Raw genomic sequence first — 17750 nt, 5'->3', positions numbered from 1 at the left:
ATGAATCTATCGAAACGGCACCCGCCGCGAGCGATCAGGGGTGGCGCTGCTCAGGCGCCGCGGGGTGCCGACAGGGTCGCGCTGATGTTGCCGACGCGGCCGTGCCCGTCGAAGTCGACGGCCGCCTCGAAACCGGGGCCCGTGAGCATGAGCCGGTCGCCGCCCGCGTCGCCGTAGGACGCGCCGAGCCCGCGGCGGGCGGCGTAGCCGTGCATCGCGCGCCGGTGGTCCGTCAGCAGCGGCAGGGAGAGCGCCTGCTGCAGGACGCGCATGACGCGGACCGGCTCGGGGGGCGGCAGCTGGAAGTCCGGGTGCTCGACGAGGAACGCGGCCCGGGTGCCGCCGCCCGCGTCGCCGCTGTAGGACGTCCAGTGGCCGGTCACCGCCTTGGCGGCCTCGGTGAGGATCGCGGCGGCGAAGTGCGGCTCGGCGGGGGAGGTGGGCAGCGCGGCGAACGGGACCTCCGCGGAGGCCAGCTCCGCGATGCCGAACCGCTGCCCGAAGTCCCGCAGCGTCCCCGACAGGGCGGTCACCGGCTCCGGGAAGCCGGACGGGTTGGCCCAGGCCCACAGCCACGACTCCGGCCCTGGGGCGGCGCTGCCGAGCAGGTGGAAGCGGGTGCAGGTGATCGTGCGGCTCCCGGTGAACTGGAAGCGCTGCTCCCGCAGGTCGACGCTCCAGCTGTGCTCGCCGAGGACCTCTTCGAGGTGGATCTGGTGCTCGAGGGAGAGGATGGCCGCGTCGTCGAGCAGGTTCGTGAGTGTGAGGGATTCCGGCATCCCGGCAGACTACGGGATGCGTCCGACAGGGCTGCCCGCCCTCCGGGGAGGAGGGCGGGCAGCCCGGCTTCAGCGCACCTTCACCTGCGAGGCCGCCGTGCCGCCGCCGGGCGCCTCCCAGCCCGCCACCACCGCCGGGTGGGCGGCCAGGGCGCGGGTCACAGGCACGGTGACGGTCGTGACGCCCTTGCGGGACACCGTGACGACGCGGCTGCCCGCCGTCCCCTGGTCGTCGCGGACGAACAGGTGGGCCTTACCGGGCGCCTCCGCCCGCAGCGTCACCTTCACCTCCTTCTGGCCGGCGGCGGCGGAGACGGCCTGGCCGCTCTCCGACTCCTTGGCCGCCGGGCCACCCGCGAGCGGGACGTGCACCCGGACCGCCTGCTCCAGCGACTGCGGCGAGTCCAGGCTGGACAGGGCCGTGTCGGGGATCACCGGGTCGGGCACCGGCCGGTCCGCGGGCGGCTGGTAGCCGGTCAGGGCCGCGACGCCCCACCGGTACGGGTCGCCCTGCACGCCGCCCCACGTCGACCAGCCGATCCGGGTCTGGCCAGTCTTGTCCTGGGTGTCGGAGTCGTACACGAGGATGTTCAGCCCGAGGTGGGCGGGATCGATGGAGCCGGGCAGGAGCTCCAGGGGGATCGACATCTCCACGGTGTATCCGCCCGAGGCGACCTTGGAGGCCACCCGCATGCCGGGAGCGGTCTGCTCGCCCGGGCCCTGGCGGTTGTCGGCGTCGCGCAGGAAGCACGGCGGTCCCTCGGCAGTCACCGGCAGCACCGCGGTCTTGAAGGTCGTCGAGGTGTTCTCGGACGTGCCACGCGGGTCGAGCGTGACCTCCACCGAGTCGGTACGCCAGTGCCGCTTGCAGTCGGCGGCGGCCAGCCGGGTGCCGAGCACGTCGTCCTGCACCTGGACCAGCAGGTAGAGGGTGTCGTCGTGCCACGCGAGCTTGGCGGTGCCGGAGCAGTCGGCCGCGGACGAGCAGGCCGTGCCCTCCCACAGCCGCGAGATGTCGAGGGCGGGCCCGGGATACTCGCCGTCGCCCGCCACGCCGTCCACGGTGGGCGACGCCTGCGGCACGGAGGCCGCCGGGACCAGTTCGAGCGCCGGCTTGCTCGCGACCGCGCCGTCCACGCTGATGGTGTACGCGTAGTCGCCGCCCTGGTTGGACGTCTTCAACGAGGGGTCGGAGTTCGTGACGGTGAACGGCACCGTCGTCGAGGCCCCGGCGGCCAGGTCGCTGTAGGGCGCCTCCACGCGGTCCGCGGTGAACCCGGCGGGCAGGTCCACGCGCACGGTCCCCGACTTGGCGGCGTCGCTGACGTTGGTCACCACGACGCCGACCTGCCGGGAGCCGCCGGAGGGCAGGGTGAGCACGGGGGTGACGATGCCGCGCAGCTGCGGCACGCCGACCTCGGAGGTCCACTTCTCGTACTGGGCGACCTGGGGGAGGAGCTGCTGCCCGGCCCGTACGGGCGGGCTGATCTCGACCTGCCGGTCGGTGTAGCCGCGGCCCCGCTCGGTGGTCAGCGCGGCCGACACGCGCGCCCGCCCGGTGCCCGCGGCGGGGGTCACGGTGAACGTCGCCGTCCCGGTGCGCCCGGCGGAGAGCCTGCCCAGGTCACCCGAGCCGCTGACCTGCCAGCCCGCGGGCACGCCCAGCGTCACCGACGAGCGGCCCAGCGGCTCGCGGGCCGGCGCGGTCGCGCTGACCTTGACGGTGAACGGCGTGCCGGGCCGCACGTCGAACGTGCCGGCGCGCAGCTCGAACAGGGTGCCCAGCGGGACCGCCCCGCTCGCCCTGGTCAGCGCGCCGTCGAGGATCGCCGTGGGCGCGACCGCCGCCGCGCTGCCCGGCTCGGGGAACGGCACCCGCGAGTCCACCTGCGTGAAGAAGTCGCAGCCGAGCTGGTTCGGGTCCGACGGCACGTCGGGGAAGACGGCCCAGCCCTGGGAGGCGTACGCGCGCTGGGCGTCGCGCTCGATCGCGGCCCACGTCTTGCCCTGGGCCTGGGAGGGGCGCCCGCTCCACACGCCGTACACGTTCTGCGCGGGGTTGTTCGGGCGGAAGGTCGAGGCGCAGGACGGGCCGGTCTGCGAGGTGCCGCGCCCGCCGCCGAGCAGCAGCCGGGCCGGCGCGAACGGGCGGAGCCCCTCGCGGGTGATCTGCTCGGGGAACACCTTGGGGTCGGCCGCCGCGTAGAACGCCTGCACGGCCAGCCGCGCCGCCTGCTGGTGGTTGCCGTGGTTGCCGGGGGAGGGCGCCGGGTCCATGGTCAGGATGACCTCGGGCCTGGTCTGGCGGACCACCCGCACGACCTTCTCGAGGGTGTCCGCGCCCCAGATCTGGTCGGTCAGCGGCGCGCTCACCGTGTAGTAGAAGTCGACGTCGTCGAGGTTGAACACCTCGCGCACGCCCGCCTTGCCGACCGCCGCCCGCTCCTCGGACTCGCGCAGCAGCCCGAGCGCCGGGCCCTCCTCGGGTCCGACGGCGTTGCCGCCGCCCTCGCCGCGGCTGACGGTGACGACGCCGGTGCGTACGCGGTGGTCCTCGTTCCACTGGCCGAGCGTGGACAGGCTGAACGCCTCGTCGTCGGGGTGGGCCCCGACGAACAGCGCGTCGAGGTCCACGGGGGCGCCGGCGGTGGAGGCTGTGGAGGCTTCGGAGGGAACGGCGGGTGAGAGGGCGAGCGCGACCGTGGCGGCCAGCACCAATGACAGGCGTTTACGCATGGAACCTCCGGAACAGTTACTCGCGGACCGCCCCTTGGAGCAGGCCGCGGACGAAGTGACGCTGGAGGAACAAGTAGAAGATCACGACCGGGGTCGCGACGATGACGGACCCGGCGGCCAGCAGGGTGAAGCCGGAGGTGTACTGGCCCTGGAAGAAGGCCAGCCCCAGCGGCGCGGTCCGCAGCGACTCGCTGGTGACCATGATCAGCGGGATGAGGAACTCGTTCCACGTCCACATGAAGACCAGCACGGTCAGCGTGACGACGGCGGGCCGGGCCGGCGGCACCAGCACCTGCCACAGGATGCGCCACGTCGAGGCGCCGTCGATGCGGGCGGCCTCGACGATGGCCCGGTTGGAGGCCCGGAAGTAGGCCCGCATCCAGAACGTGCCGAACGCCACCGACAGCGCCACCTGCGGCAGCGCCACCGACCAGAACGTGTCGATCAGGCCGAGCGAGCGCAGGTCGAAGTAGAGCGGCACCGCGATGGCCTCGCTCGGCATCATGATCCCGAGCATGAACAGGTAGAACAGCACCGACTGGCCGCGGAAGCGCATGGTGCCGAACGCGTACCCGCTCAGGATCGACAGCACCACGCTCACGACCACGACGAACGACGACACCGCCAGGCTGGTGCGCAGGTACGTGCCGAACCGCCCGATCTCCCACGCCGCCGCGAAGTTGCCCAGCCCGGAGGTCTCCCCGCTGTCGGCGGGGCCGAGCGCGGCGGCCAGGATCGTCACGATGGGGAAGAGCGCGAAGGCGGCGAACGCCGACAGGATCACGTAGTTGCCCACCCGCTCGCCCCGCGAGATCACGACACCCTCCTGTCGGCGAACCGGTTGATCCCGAACGAGATCACGAAGATGACCACGGTGAGCGTGACGCCGATGGCCGCGGCCGAGCCGATCTGGCTGAGCCCGAAGGCCCGGTGGTAGACCTCGTACGACGGCACCGACGTCGAGTCGCCCGGCCCGCCGCGCGTCGTGACGTACACCAGGTCGAACGTGCGCAGCGCGGCGATCACGGTCAGCGTCAGCGCGACGGCGATCTCCCCGCGCACCGACGGCAGCGTGACCGCGAAGAACTCCCTGACCGCGCCCGCCCCGTCCAGCCGCGCCGCCTCGTACAGCTCGCCGGGGATGCGGCTCATCCCGGCCAGCAGCAGCACGGTCACCAGCCCGGTCTCGAACCACGTGCCCACCACCCCGACCGCGGGCAGCGCGAACGTGTAGTCGCCCAGCCAGCCCCGCGTCAGCGAGTCGAGCCCGAGCGCGCCGAGCAGGGTGTTGAGCGTGCCGTCGGGCGCGTAGACCCGCCGCCAGGCCACGGCCACCACGACCATGGCCACCACCTGCGGCAGGAACACGACCGTGCGGAAGAAGCCGAGGCCGCGCACCTTGGCGTGGTTGAGGATCGCGGCCAGCCCCAGCCCGATGGCCAGCGGCGCGGCCGCGTAGAACACGACCAGCACCAGCGCGTGGCCGAAGGCCGCCCGCAGCCCCTCGTCGGAGACGATCGCGAGGTAGTTGTCCAGGCCGACCCAGCGGCCGAGCGACAGCCCGTCCCAGTCGTACAGCGACAGCTGCACCGCGCGCCCGATCGGATAGAGCAGGAACACCGCGTAGACGGCGAAGGCCGGCAGCAGGTAGAGGTAGGCGACGCGGCGAGGCTCTCCCGGAGGCCGGCCCCCGGTCATCGGTCGGCTCACCCGTTGCTCTCGACGAAGGTCTTGTAGTCCTTCTCCAACGTGGCCAGGAACTCCTGCGGGGTCTGCTTCTTGGCCAGCAGGTCCTGCAGCGCCGCGCCCAGCGTGTCGGCGAACGTCGGGGTGGCGTAGTCGAGGTACGGCACCAGCCCGTCCTTCGCCGTGACCGTGCCGAACGCGGTGAAGACGTCCTGCTGCGGCCCCGCCGGGACGCTCTGCTGCGCGGTGTCGGCGACCGGCAGGTTGCCGGTGGTGGTGAGCACCTTCATCGCGTCGGCGTTGGTGATGAAGTCGATGTACGCCGCCGCGGCGTCGGGGTTGGGGCTCTTGGCCGTGATCGCGAACGGCAGCCCGGTCCCGCCGGTCGCGACGGGCGGCGCGTCGGCCGTGGCGCCCGGCGGCAGCATGAAGCCCAGGTCCTTGCCCAGCGCCTTCTGCACGTCGGCCAGCAGCCAGGTGCCCCCGATCAGGAAGACGCCCGCACCCTTGCCGAACGCCTGCCACGCCGGGTCGTAGCCCTGGCCGTTGAAGCCCTTGTTGAAGTAGCCCTTGTCCACCCAGCCGACGAGCTCCTCGGCGGCCTTGGTGTTCTCCGGCGTGTTCCACGAGGCGCCCTTGCGGCCGAAGGCCAGCGTGCTGATCTGGTCGGCGGGCACGCCGCGGCTCTGCACCGTGCCGAACACGTGGATGGCCGGCCACTTGTCGAGGTTGCCCAGCTGCATCGGCACCTCGCCGGCGGCCTTGGCCTTGGCCAGCGCGGCGTCGAAGTCGGCCCACGTCGCGGGCGGCTGCAGGCCGAGTTTGGTCAGCTTGGCCTTGTTGAAGAAGATGCCGACGACCTCGCCGACCTGCGGCAGGCCGTACAGGTTGCCCTCGCCGAAGGCCTTGCCGTCGGCGCTGTAGCTCGAATAGCGCAGCACCGACTGCGGGTAGCGCTTCTTCCACCCGTACGCCTCGGCGTAGGCGTCCAGCGGGCGCAACTGCCCGGCCTTGACGAACGCGCCCATCGACGAGCGGCCGTTGTTGGCCTCCACGATGTCGGGCGGCTCGTTTCCGCTCAGGGCCAGGCGCAGGGTCGTGTTGAGGTCGTCGAAGGAGCGGCTCACCCGGTTGATCTTGATGTTCGGGTACTTCGCCTGGAAGGCGTCGTTGAGCTGCTTCATCTGGGCGGCCTGCCCGCCGCGTACCTCCTGGTCCCAGATCGTCAGGGTGACGTTGCCGAGCGCGGCGGCGTCGGTGCGCACCGCCGAGGCGGAGGGCTGCGCGGAGGTGGCCGCGGGCGGGGCGGAGGATCCGGGGGCGCACGCCGTGATGGCAAGGGCGCTGGCGGCGAGCACGGCGAGCGCTCGGAGCGGGGGGTTCATGGTGTTACTCCTTTTGCGCGGGCACGCGAGGCGTGTCGGGGCCCTCGTCCTCGGGTGGGTTCGGCCGCGTGGTGGGAACCTTGGGGCCGACGTCGGCGTACCGGGCGATGGTCGCGGCCGCGCGGCGCACGGCGCCCACCGGCACGGCGGGCACCAGCTTGTCGAGGAAGGCGTAGCGGCGGGCCAGCGAGTTGCCGTAGGCGCCGCTGTGGTCGGCCGAGTCGCGGACCTCGTGCCACCAGTCGGCGATGTCGCCCCAGCCGGGCGCCGCGAGCGAGCCGCCGAACTGCTGCACCGCCAGCGCCGCGCACAGCTGCGCGAATGCCAGGCGGTCGGCCAGCGGCCAGCGCGACAGCGTGCCGAGCACGAACCCCGCGCCGAAGACGTCGCCCGCGCCGGTCGGGTCGAGCGCCGTCACCCGCGGCGCGGGCACGAACGCCTCCTCGCCGTTGGTGGAGTCGATGGCCATGGCGCCGTTGGCCCCGTCGGTCACCACGGCCACGGGGACCTTGTCGGCGATCGCGTAGAGCGCGTCGCGCGGGGTGTCGGCGCCGGTGTAGGCCATCGCCTCGACCGCGTTGGGCATGAACGCGTGGCAGAGCGCGAGCTGGTCCAGCAAGGAGGCCGACCAGGAACCCGACGGGTCCCAGCCCACGTCGGCGAAGATGAGCGCGCCGTCGCGGCGCGCCAGCTCGGCCCAGTTGCACGGGCTGTCCGGCGAGTCGAGCGGATCATCGGTGGACAGCGACACGATCACCGCCTTGGACCGCGGCGGGTTGCCGATCATCTCCGAGGCCGGCATGGGCGAGGGGTGGCCGTGCGTCACCATGCTGCGGTCGCGGTCGACCGCCATGGAGACCGTCACCGGCGAGTGCCAGTGTTCGAACCGCCGCGACCTGGACAGGTCCACCGACTCCTGCTCCTCGAGCGTGCGCCAGCAGAAGTCGCCGTAGTCGTCGTCGCCGAACGCGGCGGCCAGCGAGGTGCGCAGGCCCAGCCGGCTGGTCGCGATGGCGAGGTTGGCGATGCCGCCGGGGCACGATCCCATGCCCTCGGCCCAGATCTCGGTTCCGGCCGCGGGCATCGCGGGCAGACCGGTGAAGATGATGTCCAGAAAGACCGTGCCCGCCAGGAAGACATCGAACTGCGGCCCGTCCGGGGTGCGCTCGGCGGCGAGAGGGTCGTACACCTGATTAGACACGGGAATGAGTCCTCCCCGACACGTATCCAGCTCTGCGCAATCTTGCACGTTTGCTCACGCACTTCAAGTCTTCTTCTGGGAGTTTTTGGCTGAAGCTGCCTACTCCTGCGCGATTTTGACTGATACACTCGCGCCGTGCTTCAGCGCCTCAGGCATGCCGAGATCATGCGCCGGGTCCGACTCTCAGGCGCCACCAGCGTCAGCGATCTCGCCAGCCAGCTCGGCGTGAGCCCGTCCACCATCCGCAGGGACCTCGAGGTGCTCGACCGCGACGGCACGCTGCGGCGCGTCCGCGGCGGGGCCCTGCTCCTCGACGGCGGGCTCCTCGACAGCGGGGTCAGCGTCGACGCCGACGCCGACCGGCCGTTCGCCGAGGTCGCTGCGGTGGACGAGCAGGACAAGGAGGCGGTCGCGGTCCGCGCCGCCGAGCTGGTCCGCGACGGCGACGTGGTCCTGCTCGACATCGGCACGACGACGATGCGGCTGGCCCGGCGGCTGCGCGGGCGCCGCGTCACCGTGGTCACCTCCAGCCTCGCCGTGCTCGACGTGCTGCGCTCCGACCCGGAGGTCGAGCTGCTGCTGCTCGGCGGCGCGCTGCGGCGGCCGTACCACTCGCTGGTCGGGGTGCTGACCGAGGCGGCCCTGAGCCAGGTGGTCGCCGACCGCGTCTTCCTGGGCGCCAGCGGCCTGCGGCCGGACGGGCAGCTCGTGGACACCACGCTCGCCGAGGTGCCGCTGAAGCGCGCCATGATCGCGGCGGCGGGCCAGGTGGTGCTGCTCGTCGACCGGCACAAGTTCCCGGGCACCGGCGCGCTGCGGGTGTGCGGGCCCGACGACATCGACGTGATCGTCACCAACCAGGGCGCCGACGAGGCGACGCTGCGCAACTGCGCCGCCGCAGGCGCCGAGATCCTGCTCACGTGAAAGGGTATCGATGAGACTGGCCGTTCTCGGGGGCGGCGGCTTCCGGGTCCCGCTCGTGTACGGCGCGCTGCTGCGCGAGACCGCGAAGCCGCGTGTGGAGCAAGTGGTCCTGTACGACGTGTCGCAGGACCGGCTGGAGGCCATCCGGCACGTGCTCGGCCAGCTCGCCGCCGGGCACGACGACCCGCCGGAGGTCCTGACCACCACCGATCTGGACACCGCGCTGCGCGACAGCTCGTTCGTCTTCTCCGCCATCCGCGTCGGCGGCCTGGCCGGGCGCACCGCCGACGAGCGGGTCGCGCTCGACCTGGGCCTGCTCGGCCAGGAGACGACCGGTCCCGGCGGCATCTCCTACGGCCTGCGCACCATCCCGGTCGCGCTCCACGTCGCCGAGCGGGTGGCCGCGCTCGCGCCCCAGGCGTGGGTCATCAACTTCACCAACCCCGCCGGCATGATCACCGAGGCCATGCGGCACGTGCTCGGCGACCGCGTGATCGGCATCTGCGACTCCCCGATCGGCCTGATCCGCCGGGCCGCCGTCGCGCTCGGGCTCGACCCGGCGCGCGTGTCGCCCGACTACGTGGGCCTCAACCACCTCGGCTGGCTGCGTGGCCTCACCTATCAGGGGCGCGACGTGCTGCCCGACCTGCTGGCCGACGACGCGGCGCTGCGGCAGGTCGAGGAGGCGCGCATCTTCGGCGGCGACTGGGTGCGCACGCTGGGCGCGCTGCCCAACGAATACCTGTACTACTACTACTTCACCCGGGAGTCCGTGGCCGCGATCTCCGGGCAGACCCGCGGGGAGTCGCTGGTCCGGCAGCAGGACGACTTCTACGCCGCCGTGCGGGCGCGTCCCGAGGAGGCGCTGGCGGAGTGGGTCAGGGCGCGCAGGCTGCGCGACGAGTCGTACATGGCCGAGGCCCGCGAACCCACCGCCGCGGGCGCGCGCGACGCCGCCGACCTGGAGGCCGGTGGGTACGAGGGCATCGCCCTGGCCCTCATGGCCGCCATCGCCCGCGGCGAGCCCACCTCCATGATCCTCAACGTGCGCAACGGCGCCGCGGTGCCCGGCCTGCCCGCGGACGCGGTCGTCGAGATCCCGTGCGCGGTGGACGGGGCCGGCGTCCGGCCGCTGGCCACCCGCCCCTTGCCGGGCCGCTTCCTCGGTCTCGTGCAGCAGGTGAAGGCCGTGGAGCAGGCCGCCATCGAGGCCGCCAGGTCCGGCTCGGCCCGGCTGGCGGTCGAGGCGTTCGCGCTGCACCCGCTGGTCGACTCGGTCGCGACGGCCCGCAAGCTGCTCGACGGCTACCGGGCGCGCATCCCCGAGCTGGCCGCCGCCATCCCGGGCTCCTCCGACGCGGGCGGGGGCACGACGATCTAGCGTGCTCTCCTCGGGGGCGCTTCCACGCCGCGCCCCCGCCTTGAGGTCGCTTTCACGCCATGCCGGCCGCCTCGAAGAGCCGCAGCTCGCGCCCGGGGCGGCACACGAGCTGCAGCCCCACCGGCAGCCCGTCCACCGTGCCCGCGGGCACGGTCAGCGCGGGCAGGCCCAGCACGTTCCACAGGCTCGTCATGGACAGCAGCGCGGGCCGCACGGCGACGGTCCGGCCCTCCACCTCCGTCTCGCGCTCCAGGAGCAGCGGGGCGATGATCGGCACGGTGGGCAGCGCCAGCACGTCGTGCCGTTCGAACAGCGTCGCCGCGGCCTCGGCGAGCCGGGAGCGCGCGGCCACGGCCGCGACATACTGCCAGCCGGGTATCTCGGCGGCCGTGCGGAGGCGTTCGAGCAACTCGGGGTCGAACAGCTCGGGCGCCTGCGCGATCCGGGCCGCGTGCACGGCCACCGCCTCGCAGCTCTGGATCACCGTGTACGTCTCGCGGAACTCCTCGCCCAGCCCCGCCCGCAGCCGCACCTCCTCCAACTCCGAGCGGGCCAGGCGGGACTCCGCGGTCGCGCGTACCGCGTCCACCACGTGCGGATCTCCGTCGAACAGCTCGGACGGATCGAGCCAGGCCACCCGCGCGGGACCGGGGTCCTCGCGCAACTGGGCGGAGGCCAGGCAGCGGTAGGCGAGCAGGCAGTCCTGCTCGTCACCGGCCAGGACGCCGACGTGGTCGAAGCTGCGTGCCAGGGGGAACACGCCTTCGGCCGAGATCGCCCCATAGCTCGGCTTGAACCCGGCGATCCCGCACAGAGCCGCCGGGATGCGGACGGATCCGCCCGTGTCGGTGCCGAGCGCGAGCGGCACCAGGCCCGCCGCCACGGCCGCCGCGCTGCCGCCGCTGGAGCCGCCCGACATGCGCTCGGGGTCCCACGGGTTGCGCGAGGGGCCGTTGGCCGAGCGGTCGCCCGTGGGGCCGTACGCGAACTCGTGGGTGGTCGTCTTGCCCACGACGACGGCGCCCGCGCGGCGCAGCCGGGTCACGGACTCGGCGTCGGAGTCCGCGACGTACCCCGCGAAATGCCGCGAACCCATGGTCGCGGGCAGCCCCGCGACCATGAAGAGGTCCTTCACGCCCACCGGCACGCCGTGCAGCGGACCCCGGTAGGTGCCCGTGTCCAGCTCGGCGTCCGCCCGCCGCGCCGCCGCCAGCGCCCCGTCGGCGTCCACGGTGACGAACGCGCCGAGCGCGGGGTCGCGCTCGGCGATGGCTTCGAGCGCCTGCTCGACGAGCTCGACGGCGGTGGTCCGGCCTTCGCGCAGGTCCTGGGCGAGGCTCGTGATGGTACGGCCGGTGAAGGGGCCGGGGGAGAGCGGCATGGGGTCCTTTCGAGCGGTCGTCGGCTGACGGATCCCACTGAACACCACGCACATCGGACCTTCCACCGCAGGGCTCCCCCTCACGGGGCTAAGATCGTCGGATGTCCCAGCCGTCAGCCGCCCGCCGGGCATGGAAGTGGGCGCGGCTGGTCCTCGCCGTCGTGGTGAGCGCGTGCGCGCTGGCCGGCGTCGTACGGCTGACCGTGCCCGCCACCGCGGGCACGTCGGGGGAGCCGCCCGGGGTGCGGCGGCAGCTGGCGTTCCTGCGCGCGGCCCTGGACGCGGGCGCGGGCGACGAGGCCCAGGCGCTGTTCCCCGAGGGGTACTTCTTCCTGCACGCCCTGTACGGGCTGAGCTGGGTCGAGCTCGGGATGCGCGCGCCGGCGGGCGAACGGTCGCGGGCGCTGCGCGAGGTGCGCTGGGCGTTGAGCCGGCTGGACTCGCCCGCCGGGCGGGCCCCGTTCAGCCCCGGCCTCACCCCGCCCTACGGCGTCTTCTACCGGGGATGGTCCAACTGGCTGCGCGGCGGGGCGCTGAGCCTGGAGCCGGCCGGGCAGCGTGATCCGGCCGAGGTGCGCCGGTTCGCGGAGGACTCCGCCGCGCTCGGGGCCGCGTTCGACGCGTCGGCCTCGCCGTACCTGGCGGCGTACCCGGGGCAGGCCTGGCCGGTGGACTCGACCGTGGCGGTGGCGTCGCTGCGGCTGCACGACGCGATCCTCCCGCCCCGGTTCGGCGGGACCGTCGAACGCTGGCTGCGGGAGGTCAGGCGGCGGCTCGACCCGCGTACCGGGCTGCTTCCGCACCGCGCCGACCCCGGCGACGGCGCGCCGGCCGAGGTGGCGCGGGGCAGCTCGCAGAGCATGATCCAGCGGTTTCTGGTGGACGTGGATCCGGCCTTCGCCGCCGAGCAGTACGCGCGCTTCCGCGAGCTGTACGTCGCCACCCCGCTCGGGCTCGGGCCCGCCGTGCGCGAGTACCCGGAGGGCGTGGACGGACCGGCCGACGTGGACTCCGGGCCGCTGCCGCTCGGGGTGAGCCTGTCGGCGACCGTGGTCACCCTCGGCGCGGCGCAGGCGCACTCCGACGCTCCGCTGGCCTCGGCGCTGGCCGGCTACGGGGAGCTGGCGGGGCTGCCCGTGGACACCCCCTGGACCAAGCGGTACGCCTTCGGGCTGCTGCCCATCGGTGACGCGTTCCTGGCCTGGGCGAAGACGGCCCGGCCGTGGGTGGCCCGGCCGCCGTCGCCGCCGCCCGCGACCGTCTCGTGGTGGTGGCGGACGCCACTGCTGATCCTGCTCGCCGCCCTCGCCGCGGCCCCCTGGCTCCCGGCCCTCCGCCGCCGTCTCCGTCCCTCCGACCGTGGCTGAGGTCCCCCTTTGGGGGCGCCCGAGGACCTGTAGCCCGTGATGGGAGCGCGGCCCGGACGGTGGTTCACCGTCCGGGCCGCGGGTGGGCGCCCCGCGCTTCGCCGGTGGGCGAGGCGCGCGATGGGCGCGACGGCCGGGCACGGCGAGGGGGTGGGCCGTGCGGGGGCCGGGCTGAAGGGGAGGGGTGGCGGGTCAGCGGGTGGTGCCGAGGCGGGTGGAGAGCCGGGTGGCGAGGCGGTCGAGGGAGATGTTGATCAGGATGAAGATGGCCGCGATGAGGATCGCCGCCGGGATGGTGTTCTTGAAGTTGGCGGCGATCCCGTTCAACCCCCGGTTCACCAGCTCGTCGAAGCCCACGATGAGCCCCAGCGCCGAGTCCTTCAGCAGCACCACGAACTGGCTGACGATGGCGGGCATCATGGTCCGGAACGCCTGCGGCAGCAGGACGAGGCGCATCACCTGCCCCTTGCGCATGCCTATGGCGTGGGCCGCCTCGGACTGGCCGCGCGGCAGGCTCTGCACCCCGGCCCGGATGATCTCCGCGATCACCGAGCCGTTGTAGAGCGTGAGCCCGAAGACGACGGCGGCGAAGGCCGAGATGTTCACGCCGATCAGCATGTACGAGCCGAAGAAGGCGAAGAAGATCAGCAGCAGCAGCGGCACGGACCTGAAGAACTCCACCACCGCGGCCGCGGGCACCCGGATCCACCGGTGGTCCGACATCCGGGCGGTGGCGAAGACGAGGCCGAACAGGCCCGCCAGCACCACCCCCACCACGGCCGCGCCGATGGTCCCGGCCAGCCCCGGCAGGATGAACGTGGCCCAGACGTCCCCGCGCAGCAGCGGCGTCCACTTGTCGGCCGCCCACTGGTCCTTGGCGTCGAAGCGCACGTAGACCACGTACGCCAGCCCCAGCAGCACGAGCGCGACGACCGCCGCCAGCAGCCGGTTGCGCCGGATCCCGCGCGGCCCGGGCCGCTCGTAAAGGTTCGCGTAGCTCATCGGGCCACCGCCATCCGCCGCGACAGCCAGCCGAACAGCAGCCCCATCGGCAGGCACAGCAGCACGAACCCGGCGGCGAAGCCGAGGAAGATCTCGAGGACCTGGTCTCCGTACGTCTCGATCATCTCCCGCATCCGCACGGACGCCTCACCCACGCCGACCACGAGCGCGATCGTGGTGTTCTTGGTCAGCGCGATCATGATGCTGCCCAGCGGCGCCACCACGGCGCGGAACGCCTGCGGCAGCGTGATCAGCCCGAGCGTCTTCGTGAAGCCCAGCCCGAGCGACCGGGCCGCCTCCGCCTGCCCGACCGGCACCGTGTTGAGCCCCGACCGCAGGGCCTCGCAGACGAACGCCGAGGTGTAGGCGGTCAGCCCGATGACGGCGAGCCAGAAGTTGTTGGTCGCGATGTCGTCCGACAGCTCCACGCCGAGCTGCGCTCCGACGCCGAGGCCGGTGAACATCAGCACCAGCGTGAGCGGCGTGTTGCGCATCATGGTCACGTAAAAGTTGGCCGCGCCGCGCAGGGAGGCCAGCGGGGCCACCCGCATGGCGGTCAGGAGCGTCCCCAGCACGAGAGAGCCGAGCGCGCTGACCGCCGTCAGCCGTATCGTCATCCAGAACGCGGCGAGGATCGTGTCGCGTTCGAACAGCAGCGCTTCCATGGATCAGTAGCGCTCCAGCTGCGGGGCCTGCGGGAGGGCGAAGCCGGAGGCGCCGACGCTGGCCTGCAGCGCCTTCGTCCAGCTGCCGTCGGAGAACATCTTCTCCAGCGCGTCGTTGATCGCCTTGCGCCCGGCCGTGTCGTCCTTCTTCAGCCCGATGCCGTACTTCTCGGTGCTGAACGGCTGGCCGACCACCTTGAGCTTGCCGCCGTACTGGGCGGCGTAGCCGGCGAGGATGACGTTGTCGGTGGTGAGCGCGTCGAGCTGGCCGCCGAGGACGCGGTCCACGCACGCCGAGTACGTCCGCTCCTCCTGCAGCTGCACCTCCTTGGAGTACTCCGCCTTGACCTTCTGCGCCGGGGTCGAGCCGGCGACCGAGCAGAGCTTCTTGCCGTTCAGCGTCTCGGGCCCGGTCAGCGCCGTGTCGTCGGCCCTGACGAGCAGGGCCTGCCCGGCCACGAAGTACGGCCCGGCGAAGGACACCTTCTGCTTCCTGGCGTCGGTGATCGAGTACGTCGCCACCACCATGTCCACCTGGCCCTGCTCGATGAACGCCTCGCGGTTGGCCGACACGGTCTCCTTGAACGTGACGTCCTTGGCCTCCACACCGAGCTGCTTGGCCACGTACTTGGCGACCTCGATGTCGAACCCGGCGAAGCTGCCGTCGGGCGTGCGCAACCCCAGCCCCGGCTGGTCGGCCTTCACGCCGACGACCAGCTTCTTGTCGTTCTTGGCCTTGTCGACGATCGAGGCGTTGCTGGCCTCGGCGCTGCCACAGGCGGTGGCGGTGGCGGCGAGCGCGACCACCGCGAAGGTCGCGTAAAGGGACCTGCCGAACATATGACGGCTCCTTAGTGAGTGAGGATCTTGGCGAGGAAGGACTGGGCGCGCTCGCTGTTCGGGGCTCCGAAGAACGCGTCGGGGGTGTTCTGCTCGACGATCTCGCCCTCGGCCATGAAGACGACCCGGTCGGCCGCGCGCCGGGCGAAGCCCATCTCGTGGGTGACGACCACCATGGTCATGCCCTCGCGGGCCAGCGAGGTCATGACGTCGAGCACCTCGTTGACCATCTCCGGGTCGAGGGCCGAGGTGGGCTCGTCGAAGAGGATCGCCTTGGGGTCCATGGCCAGCGCGCGGGCGATGGCCACCCGCTGCTGCTGCCCGCCGGAGAGCTGGGCGGGGAACTTGGCGGCCTGGCCGCCGATGCCGACCCGGTCGAGCAGTTCCTGGGCCCTGCGCACGGCCTCCGCCTTCGGCCGCTTCAGCACGTGGACCTGGCCGAGGACGACGTTGTCCAGGACGGTCTTGTGCGCGAAGAGGTTGAAGGACTGGAACACCATGCCCACCTCGGCGCGGAGTCTGGCCAGCGCTTTGCCCTCAGCGGGCAGCGGCGTACCGTCCAGGGTGATCGTGCCGGAGTCGATCGTCTCCAGGCGGTTGATCGCCCGGCACAGAGTCGACTTCCCGGCGCCGGACGGGCCGATGATCACGACGACCTCGCCCTGCCTGACGTTCAGGTTGACGTCCCTGAGCACATGGTGGTCGCCGTAGCGCTTGTTGACCTGGTCCAGGACGATCAGGTCGGCCTCGGTCATGCGTCACGCTCCTTGTCTCGGTCAGCGATGGCGTAACCGTAGGAGCCGTATGTGTCACCGAAAGGCTTGTGCGCGTTCTGCTCAGTGATTGATCGATCTGAGTTCGATCAGGGCCGGTGGTCGCCGGGCCTGGAGGAGTCGGACGTCGCGCCGGAGACCCCGATGGTGTCCTTGTAGGCGCGGTCCCACTGCGCGTCGCGCAGCCAGCCGGCGATCAGGCCGTTGAGGTAGTCGCGGAAGGCGACGTCCTGCTTGGGCACACCCATCCCGTACGGCTCGCGCCCGAACGGCTTGAGCACCAGCCGGAACTGGTCCGGATGCTGGTCGAGCAGGCCGAGCAGGATCGTGTCGTCGGTGCTGATCGCGTCGACCCGCCCGTTCGTGAGCGCGGGCACGCAGATGCTGTAGGCGTCGACGATCTCCAGGGTGGCACCGGGCACCAGGGAGCGCAGCCGCTCGACGGACGTCGACCCCGTGGCGGTGCACACGGTCTTGCCGTCCAGGTCCGACACGTCGTTGATGGTGGTGTCGGACGTCCTGACCAGCAGGTCCTGCCCGGCGTAGTAGTACGGGTCGGTGAAGGCGACGAGCTGCGCGCGGGCCGGGGTGATCGAGTACGTGGCGATGACGAGGTCCACCACGTTCTGCGAGATGAAGTTCTCCCGCTCGCGCGAGACGGTCTCGACGAAGCGGATGTTGCGCTCGCTGCCGGTGAGGTCCTTCGCGATGAGCCTGGCGATCTCGGCGTCGAAGCCGATGATCCGCCCGCTGGCGGGATCCTTGTAGCCGAACATCGGCTGGTCGAACTTGGTGCCCACGACGAGGACGCCCCGCTCCCTGATCCGGGCCATCGTGGAGCCTTCGGGGAAGGGGTTGTCGCTCCCGCATCCGGCGGCGGTGAGGCAGAGCAGGACGGCGATCAGCGCCCTGAGCCCTCTCATCGCACTCGATAACGGTGCTGGGGGCGCCCGGTCGGCCCGTACTTCGGCCGGCCTTCGAGCAGCCCGCGATCGGCCAGATGCTCCAGGTAGCGGCGGGCGGTGGCGCGGCTGACGCCGATCATCCCGGCCAGCTCGTTCGCCGACACGTCCTCAGGGACGGCGGCCAGCGCGTCCAGCACGGCCTGCTCGGTCGCCGCCGAGATGCTCTTCGGCCGGGCGCCCTGGTCGAGGTGGAGCGTGCGGAAGATGCGGTCGATCTCCTGCTGCTCGGCGAACCGGTCGCCCGACTCCAGTTGCTCGGCCGTGGCCGCGTAGCGCAGCAGCGTCTGCTCGAGCGTGCCCGCCCTGGTCGGCTTGACCAGGTAGTAGAGCGCGCCGCGCTGCATGGCGGCGCGTACCGTGGCCGACTCCTTGCGCCCGGAGATCACGATGATGTCGATGGGCGGTTGCTCGGGCCGGCGCAGCCGGTGCGCCACCTCCAGCCCCGGCAGGTCGGGCAGGTGCAGGTCCAGCAGCACCAGCCGGGGCGCGAAACGGCCGGCGGCGGCGAGCGCCGCCTGGCCGGTGTGCGCGATCCCGACCACCCTGAACCCGAGTACTCTGTTCACCTGCGCGTGCAGGGCCGCCGTGACGACCGGGTCGTCGTCCACGATGAGAACGGTGATGTCCCGTGGCTCAGGCACCGCCACTCCTCGTCCAGGTGCAGT

General features: G+C 72.4%; 16 protein-coding genes. 3 read left to right on the top strand and 13 right to left on the bottom strand.

The features are described from left to right. Positions 1-50: 50 nt before the first annotated feature. From ACWDRB_RS08760 to ACWDRB_RS08735, 6 genes are all read right to left on the bottom strand, one after another. Complete coding sequence (locus ACWDRB_RS08760) at positions 51-779, bottom strand: DUF6882 domain-containing protein (RefSeq protein ID WP_449892512.1); 729 nt, start codon at positions 777-779, stop codon at positions 51-53. A 69-nt stretch (positions 780-848) separates the two neighbouring features. Then, positions 849-3515: a sugar-binding protein gene (locus tag ACWDRB_RS08755; protein ID WP_449892511.1), complete on the bottom strand. Its 2667-nt coding sequence runs from the start codon at positions 3513-3515 to the stop codon at positions 849-851. A gap of 16 nt (positions 3516-3531) precedes the next feature. Continuing rightward, positions 3532-4332 carry a carbohydrate ABC transporter permease gene (locus ACWDRB_RS08750; RefSeq protein WP_449892510.1) on the bottom strand — a complete coding sequence of 267 codons (801 nt, stop codon included), beginning with the start codon at positions 4330-4332 and terminating at the stop codon, positions 3532-3534. After that, positions 4329-5225, bottom strand: coding sequence for a carbohydrate ABC transporter permease (locus ACWDRB_RS08745; RefSeq protein WP_357739964.1), 897 nt, complete (start codon positions 5223-5225; stop codon positions 4329-4331). Before ACWDRB_RS08745 ends, ACWDRB_RS08750 begins: the two co-directional genes overlap by 4 nt. After that, positions 5222-6586 carry an extracellular solute-binding protein gene (locus ACWDRB_RS08740; RefSeq protein ID WP_449892509.1) on the bottom strand — a complete coding sequence of 455 codons (1365 nt, stop codon included), beginning with the start codon at positions 6584-6586 and terminating at the stop codon, positions 5222-5224. The genes ACWDRB_RS08745 and ACWDRB_RS08740 overlap by 4 nt, the downstream gene beginning before the upstream one ends. A 4-nt stretch (positions 6587-6590) precedes the next feature. Then, positions 6591-7787 carry a carbohydrate kinase family protein gene (locus tag ACWDRB_RS08735; protein ID WP_350727802.1) on the bottom strand — a complete coding sequence of 399 codons (1197 nt, stop codon included), beginning with the start codon at positions 7785-7787 and terminating at the stop codon, positions 6591-6593. A gap of 135 nt (positions 7788-7922) precedes the next feature. Between ACWDRB_RS08735 and ACWDRB_RS08730 the strand changes: the two genes are divergently transcribed. Together ACWDRB_RS08730 and ACWDRB_RS08725 are read left to right on the top strand one after the other, a co-directional pair. Next, positions 7923-8711, top strand: coding sequence for a DeoR/GlpR family DNA-binding transcription regulator (locus tag ACWDRB_RS08730; RefSeq protein ID WP_350727803.1), 789 nt, complete (start codon positions 7923-7925; stop codon positions 8709-8711). Positions 8712-8721: 10 nt separating this feature from the next. Continuing rightward, positions 8722-10092 (top strand): 6-phospho-beta-glucosidase, encoded by a 1371-nt coding sequence (locus ACWDRB_RS08725; protein ID WP_449892508.1) that lies wholly within the window; start codon positions 8722-8724, stop codon positions 10090-10092. A gap of 52 nt (positions 10093-10144) precedes the next feature. Here ACWDRB_RS08725 and ACWDRB_RS08720 read toward each other — a convergent pair whose 3' ends face one another. Then, complete coding sequence (locus ACWDRB_RS08720; RefSeq protein WP_449892507.1) at positions 10145-11473, bottom strand: amidase; 1329 nt, start codon at positions 11471-11473, stop codon at positions 10145-10147. A 101-nt stretch (positions 11474-11574) separates the two neighbouring features. Here ACWDRB_RS08720 and ACWDRB_RS08715 point away from each other — a divergent pair, with 101 nt between their 5' ends. Further along, complete coding sequence (locus tag ACWDRB_RS08715) at positions 11575-12840, top strand: hypothetical protein (protein WP_449892506.1); 1266 nt, start codon at positions 11575-11577, stop codon at positions 12838-12840. A 192-nt stretch (positions 12841-13032) separates the two neighbouring features. Here the strand turns inward: ACWDRB_RS08715 and ACWDRB_RS08710 are convergent, their stop codons facing one another. From ACWDRB_RS08710 to ACWDRB_RS08685, 6 genes are all read right to left on the bottom strand, one after another. After that, positions 13033-13842, bottom strand: coding sequence for an amino acid ABC transporter permease (locus ACWDRB_RS08710; RefSeq protein ID WP_449892504.1), 810 nt, complete (start codon positions 13840-13842; stop codon positions 13033-13035). Next, a complete protein-coding gene (locus ACWDRB_RS08705) occupies positions 13839-14507 on the bottom strand; it encodes an amino acid ABC transporter permease (protein WP_363974477.1) in 669 nt (222 codons plus the stop codon). Before ACWDRB_RS08705 ends, ACWDRB_RS08710 begins: the two co-directional genes overlap by 4 nt. A gap of 3 nt (positions 14508-14510) precedes the next feature. After that, entirely contained in the window at positions 14511-15347 is an 837-nt protein-coding gene (locus ACWDRB_RS08700) for a glutamate ABC transporter substrate-binding protein (protein WP_449892503.1), read from the bottom strand. Positions 15348-15358: 11 nt separating this feature from the next. Beyond that, a complete protein-coding gene (locus ACWDRB_RS08695) occupies positions 15359-16102 on the bottom strand; it encodes an amino acid ABC transporter ATP-binding protein (protein WP_350727810.1) in 744 nt (247 codons plus the stop codon). 107 nt (positions 16103-16209) lie between these two features. Further along, on the bottom strand, positions 16210-17043 hold the full coding sequence (locus tag ACWDRB_RS08690) for a glutamate ABC transporter substrate-binding protein (RefSeq protein ID WP_449892502.1): 834 nt from the start codon (positions 17041-17043) through the stop codon (positions 16210-16212). Then, on the bottom strand, positions 17040-17726 hold the full coding sequence (locus ACWDRB_RS08685) for a response regulator (RefSeq protein ID WP_350727812.1): 687 nt from the start codon (positions 17724-17726) through the stop codon (positions 17040-17042). Before ACWDRB_RS08685 ends, ACWDRB_RS08690 begins: the two co-directional genes overlap by 4 nt. Positions 17727-17750 lie beyond the last annotated feature (24 nt).

The organism is Nonomuraea sp. NPDC003707, from assembly GCF_053587055.1.
This window is presented reverse-complemented; position numbering and strand designations above follow the sequence as displayed.